Below are 5,015 nucleotides of genomic sequence, written 5' to 3' on the forward strand. Positions count from 1 at the left end.
GCGCTTACTGCTGAATTCACTGTCGGCGAAGGTAAGTTGATGACTCATGATGAACCCTGTTCCATGGCTCCAGATGAAAAACATGATCTCATATCAGGGACTTGTTCGCACCTTCCTTGGGTGTGGTGATCATCCAAATCACAGTCAAGATTCGCTCAACAGCAGCTAGCTTGCCCTGTATTTCACGGCTCTCCTCAACAGCATCGCTGACAGCTTTGTCGATTATTGGTGCTAACAAGGGAAAGTGAGAGCGCAGTTCGTTATATTCTGCAAGCTTGAGGTCGTTCATCTGCAACGTTTGACGGTAGTGTTGTTCTCTCGTACCCAACTTACTCTTAATGGATTCAAGTTCATTCTTTACCCTCTCGATCTCCCTGTCTTTCTCCTTATCCTGCTCTGACACCAGAGCCTCCGGCCCAATAAATTCCTCCTTGAAATGCACTTCATCGAACTTGGGAGTCCTGATGAAATGAGAAAAGCGCCTCCCATCATCAACTGTCTTCCTTTTTAGAAGTCCCTGATTTACGAGCTTGATCAGATGCCGATAAATGAAGGTATAACGCCGCTGACGTATCTGCGATTCTGCTTTGTCACCAAAAATGGCATTTACAAATCCTGTCGCAGTGAAGCCATCCATCTGCCATCGAATGAGTGCGGTGTAGAGCGCGGTTGGTAACCACACGGTCTGGGAGCTCATAAGTAATCCTGGGCCTCGAACGAAAACATTTAGTGGAAATCTAAACTCGGTTGCGGATTATAATCCGTGGTCGTTAGCCAGACAACCAGAGATAGTGCTCGCCAGCGAGAGGCGAGACATGCAAGAGCTAGCAAAAAAATTTGGTGATGCTGTACGTGACAAACGGCTTCAATTGGGCGTATCGCAAGATGCACTCGCATATGCGGCCGAAATTGATAGAAGCTACGTAGGACGAATTGAGCGTGGTGAGGTCAATGTCACCCTGGAAAAGGCTTATCGTCTTGCCAGGGTTATGGGGTGTGACATTCGAGATTTACTTCCTTAAAAATTGACGGCAATATATTATTGCATATTTTATATTATATTTTTGTTCAGCATTATTTAGGCTGATAACATTTTACTTTGTGTTACGAACCATAAGGTGAAACGATAGTTTCTACTTCTTGATTGTGACCTCTTTCATCATCCCATATGAGCTTAATTTTTACCGCAGATGGTGCCCCCATTGCTGTAGCAACAATAAGATCAAAATTTCCACCAGGCTGTATTACCTCAAGCGGAAGAACATCATGCATGATGGAAAAATCTCTTACTACAGGAAACTGTAACCTTACATTTTTAGCTGGTGCCTTCCCCTTGTTGTATATCTTTAAACGTTGCCCTTTCCCAATATTAACTACGCGAGCATTAAGGTCTGCACTAATAGCATCAATGGCATCTTCTTGCTCTTTACGCAATAACAACTTATTCAAATGGTCTGCTGTATTCGAAAATTCATTCTGGCGTTTATTAAACTCTATTGTTTTATATGCAGAGTAAATTGAAATCAGTAATGCCAAGAATGCAATAAAATCAGTTAGGCTCATTATTTAAATCCTTTAACTTTTTTATGAAAGTCCTTCTTGATATCTGCTACGAACTCTTTCTGAAGCTCCTCAATCATAGCTTCTGTTGAGGTAGAATTCTGCTGTATTAAAGACTCTTTATCGAATTCATTTTTGCAATCCGAACAAATAAATAAGTGTTCAGAATCGGTTCCAAACTGATCATTACCACATACTGGGCAAAGCAGAGTTACATTCCTATAATACTCACTTTTCATTATAACGCTCCATTAATATAACGAGTAATGGGATAATTTAATTACGCAACATACACACCAATTTTTTTCTCCTTCATATATAATTGCCCATCTCTGTATATAGAAACAAACATATAATGTAGTCCTAGATAAGCAGTTGGTTCACAATGGACTGCAAGATAATTATTATTTTGTTGGTAGACTGCATCAACGAATGTTTCATGATTGCCATTTGATATGGGATCAGCTCTTTTTGCGTCAATACCATTATTCTCCACTCTATATCTAACTTTATAAGATGTATCATTTGAACCACTAAATTTAGTTTTAAATTTAATGGTTCTGCTTTTTGGTACTATCTTTGCGCATGAGTAATATTCATCTTGCGAAGGAGAACCATTGGCATCAGTGATGGTCATTTCGACAGAAAAGTCATCCTGATAATATGGGATAAGATTTATCTTATGATCATTTAATGGTAATAGCTGAAAATAATCATCATTTTTAAATTCAAATTGTTTATAGTTGATTTGCTTTCCTGTTGCGTCTCTATAATTTGGCTTCACATATCGACAGATATCTTCACCATCTTTTTTTAGGCATAAATAGTTATCTGGAATATCAATTAAAGTTCTTAAGCTATCACCTATCATAATTCTATTTTTTGATGCTGACTGCTGTAACTTTGCTGCAACATCTACATAGAATGATGTCGCTGTTACTTCTGACGCTCCTTGATATCCATACATTCCCCAAAGAACATTTTCGTCAGCCCCATAATCAATGCCGATTCGAATACTAACTGGGTCAATATCTTGTTGAGTGAGACGAGGGGACACTATTTCTTCTATAAATTTCACAAGACATACGGAGCAATTGATAGCATTTATTGCTGAGTTTTCTGGTCTCTGTGCTGTTCTAAAAAATGCTAGAACAGCATCACCCATGATGCGATGTACATGACCGTCAAAAGCCAAAATAGTTTCAATAGCGCATTTGATGATGTCATTTTTTATTGAAAAAACAATCTCAGGGGAATATATAAGACCTAGCTTTGTAGAGTTTTTAATATCAATGAATAGAGTTGTCACATAGCCTTTTTGTGTTTTTCTTTCATTGACCAAATAGTCAAAATCTGGATGACCACCAATATTGTTTTTATTTAACCCTGATTTACCAAAGCAGCGTCTCAGTTGTTTCTGGATGTCATAGTCATTTTCAACTGAAACCTCGCTTTTTGTAACTGATTTCATTGACTCAAATAGATCATTAGAATCAATATCAAACTCTTCCATGTTCATTGAATCTGCGCCAATAATACTACCAACTCTATTATAAGCAGTGTTTAAAGCGCGATGAGAAAATGATTTCCCATAAATATCTTTTATTGCGCTAGACATATTACCTCCGAAACATTGAAGATCCACCCAAGCATAATCAACGTAATAGGATAGAGATTGTATTTTGAAAATTTACCTGCTTTTTCTATAGATGACATTTTAATGCTTGTAATGACAGCCATCTCATGAACCTGAATTGATAAGTCTTTTATATACTCATGGTAGGAAATATTTACCATTTTTTCTGAGTATGATTTCGCATTAAAGTTTCTACTTACAGAACCAAAGAAAATAACAGATGGCTCTGCACCTAATAATGTACTACTGCTGGATAAATTTGGCCATATAGATTTAAAAACATAGAAAAGGCTTACAATGCATAGAAATAGAGATGCAATGCATGATAGAATTATTAATATTTTTAATTCGTGTTGGTTTTTTATGATTGAATCAAATTTAGATAAAATTCCAAATGTAATTGCAGCGTTGAAAGAAGTTAGTAAACCACATTTGAAATTTACGGTTGAAATATAAGCGTCATATCTTTTTAAGGTATCCCACATACCAGAAGTAATGATTTTTTGTGCATCATTAACTTTAAGATCGTCAACCTTTATATCCGTTTTTTTAAACCACACCAATTATTTCCCTCTGGCAATTGCTGATAGTTTGTATAAGTAGTGCTATCGCTCTTTGTTGGCTTGAGCCAAGCTACTGGCAGCTAGGGTCTTGGTGCATTCATTGTGCTTGCAGCTTTGTAGTACCTTCTGCACCAGTTTGATTTCCGGCTTTAACCTGGGATAACGCGGAAGCTGCAAGAGAACGTGCGGTTGCAGAGGATGCTGCATCATTGAGGGCTTGTCCGGCAAGTGTTGCAACCTGAACGGAAGTCGTTTTGTTGTTCGTAGCCATAACTATATCCTGTGTCTTTTGTTCAGAATCAGCACTATATGCTGTGCTGTATATACACACAGCACAAAGATATACGATCCGATTGGGGCGTTCAAGAAAAACGACTGATGTATCATTAAGGTTGTTTTGTGATCTAATTGAGACTCGTTATTCCCCTCTTTTACAGCAAGCTGTCAGGCGATGTCGCTTTCAGAAAATGCCTACATGGTCTCGATTGGCGCATTGATGATAAGTGACCCTTTCACTAATCTTTATCGAGCTCTCTATACATGCAGAAACCCGACCTCAGAGACATCCACCAACTTACCAAGGACGAATTCAAGCGCATTCTAGGCCCTGTAGCTGGAAGCCTTGATGACGGGTCTAAGGTCGTATTGGGGATGCAATCTGATGTGTTTGCTTGCTGTACTATCCAGGGAGACCAAATCTCGGCGAGGGGGACGCCCAGGTTTGAGCAGACCATCAAGTCGGCATATGCTCAAGCCAAGCCGACAATGTGGTTTGGTTCGGCAGAGAAAGAGCGTCCGAAAACAGAAACAATACCTCCAACTCTCAAGCCAAAAAACGATACAACGTCAGCCACAACCTATCGTGTGCCTGTGCTCATCTACAAGTCAAAGCGTGAGCCAGGTAAGAACGTTGATGGCAGCCCCGCCGAAGATATGACCTATGGCACGATGACGGCAGAGCAGATCAAGGCTATCCCTATGTTCGTGGGGAAGATGGGAGATGACGGCTTTAATTGGTGATCTCGAAAAGACTGACCCCAAGTGGCGTTGTTGCCCAAATCGATGCGGCGTGAATGGAACTAACTGAGGACGCAGTGATCTGATCACTACCATTCCCTTCAAGTCTGCATCATGGGCGCGTCGCTTCACCCCATCACTAACTGGCCTCAATACAACAAGTCTTTGATTAAGCGTGGCTCGCTCACCTTCTGGGTTGATGCCGAGGTCATGAACAACTGGTTCCACCACGACCATCA

8 protein-coding genes and 1 pseudogene are annotated in these 5,015 nt (G+C 39.8%); 3 read left to right on the forward strand and 6 right to left on the reverse strand.

Features of this window, described 5'->3' with window-relative positions; genetic code table 11:
• Nucleotides 1-88: 88 nt before the first annotated feature.
• The gene (locus HB860_RS21885; protein WP_163150055.1) at nucleotides 89-697 is read right to left on the reverse strand and encodes a hypothetical protein; all 609 of its coding nucleotides are present in this window, start codon (nucleotides 695-697) and stop codon (nucleotides 89-91) included.
• 118 nt (nucleotides 698-815) lie between these two features.
• Between HB860_RS21885 and HB860_RS21890 the strand changes: the two genes are divergently transcribed.
• Nucleotides 816-1,022 carry a helix-turn-helix domain-containing protein gene (locus HB860_RS21890; protein ID WP_182787133.1) on the forward strand — a complete coding sequence of 69 codons (207 nt, stop codon included), beginning with the start codon at nucleotides 816-818 and terminating at the stop codon, nucleotides 1,020-1,022.
• Nucleotides 1,023-1,104: 82 nt separating this feature from the next.
• Here HB860_RS21890 and HB860_RS21895 read toward each other — a convergent pair whose 3' ends face one another.
• The 5 genes from HB860_RS21895 to HB860_RS21915 all read right to left on the reverse strand — a co-directional run bounded on the left by HB860_RS21895 (nucleotide 1,105) and on the right by HB860_RS21915 (nucleotide 4,030).
• Nucleotides 1,105-1,563 carry a hypothetical protein gene (locus tag HB860_RS21895; protein WP_182787135.1) on the reverse strand — a complete coding sequence of 153 codons (459 nt, stop codon included), beginning with the start codon at nucleotides 1,561-1,563 and terminating at the stop codon, nucleotides 1,105-1,107.
• Nucleotides 1,563-1,799 (reverse strand): ECs_2282 family putative zinc-binding protein, encoded by a 237-nt coding sequence (locus HB860_RS21900; protein WP_182787137.1) that lies wholly within the window; start codon nucleotides 1,797-1,799, stop codon nucleotides 1,563-1,565. The genes HB860_RS21895 and HB860_RS21900 overlap by 1 nt, the downstream gene beginning before the upstream one ends.
• 41 nt (nucleotides 1,800-1,840) lie before the next feature.
• On the reverse strand, nucleotides 1,841-3,178 hold the full coding sequence (locus HB860_RS21905; RefSeq protein ID WP_247627951.1) for an adenylate/guanylate cyclase domain-containing protein: 1,338 nt from the start codon (nucleotides 3,176-3,178) through the stop codon (nucleotides 1,841-1,843).
• On the reverse strand, nucleotides 3,163-3,756 hold the full coding sequence (locus tag HB860_RS21910; protein ID WP_182787140.1) for a hypothetical protein: 594 nt from the start codon (nucleotides 3,754-3,756) through the stop codon (nucleotides 3,163-3,165). Before HB860_RS21910 ends, HB860_RS21905 begins: the two co-directional genes overlap by 16 nt.
• A 100-nt stretch (nucleotides 3,757-3,856) precedes the next feature.
• Nucleotides 3,857-4,030, reverse strand: coding sequence for a hypothetical protein (locus HB860_RS21915; RefSeq protein ID WP_197970371.1), 174 nt, complete (start codon nucleotides 4,028-4,030; stop codon nucleotides 3,857-3,859).
• A 269-nt stretch (nucleotides 4,031-4,299) separates the two neighbouring features.
• Between HB860_RS21915 and HB860_RS21920 the strand changes: the two genes are divergently transcribed.
• Together HB860_RS21920 and HB860_RS21925 are read left to right on the forward strand one after the other, a co-directional pair.
• Entirely contained in the window at nucleotides 4,300-4,779 is a 480-nt protein-coding gene (locus HB860_RS21920; protein ID WP_232092327.1) for a hypothetical protein, read from the forward strand.
• 111 nt (nucleotides 4,780-4,890) lie between these two features.
• Nucleotides 4,891-5,015, forward strand: a pseudogene (locus tag HB860_RS21925) (IS5/IS1182 family transposase); the annotation flags it as partial.

It is taken from the genome of Aeromonas genomosp. paramedia (genome assembly GCF_023093515.1).
In the GTDB taxonomy this organism is placed as follows: domain Bacteria; phylum Pseudomonadota; class Gammaproteobacteria; order Enterobacterales; family Aeromonadaceae; genus Aeromonas.

What these genes read in the sequence shown, in the direction of transcription:
- HB860_RS21885 (WP_163150055.1), bottom strand. Translation starts at nt 697, where the DNA reads ATGAGCTCCCAGACCGTGTGGTTACCAACCGCGCTCTACACCGCACTC.
- HB860_RS21890 (WP_182787133.1), top strand. Translation starts at nt 816, where the DNA reads ATGCAAGAGCTAGCAAAAAAATTTGGTGATGCTGTACGTGACAAACGG.
- HB860_RS21895 (WP_182787135.1), bottom strand. Translation starts at nt 1,563, where the DNA reads ATGAGCCTAACTGATTTTATTGCATTCTTGGCATTACTGATTTCAATT.
- HB860_RS21900 (WP_182787137.1), bottom strand. Translation starts at nt 1,799, where the DNA reads ATGAAAAGTGAGTATTATAGGAATGTAACTCTGCTTTGCCCAGTATGT.
- HB860_RS21905 (WP_247627951.1), bottom strand. Translation starts at nt 3,178, where the DNA reads ATGTCTAGCGCAATAAAAGATATTTATGGGAAATCATTTTCTCATCGC.
- HB860_RS21915 (WP_197970371.1), bottom strand. Translation starts at nt 4,030, where the DNA reads ATGGCTACGAACAACAAAACGACTTCCGTTCAGGTTGCAACACTTGCC.
- HB860_RS21920 (WP_232092327.1), top strand. Translation starts at nt 4,300, where the DNA reads ATGCAGAAACCCGACCTCAGAGACATCCACCAACTTACCAAGGACGAA.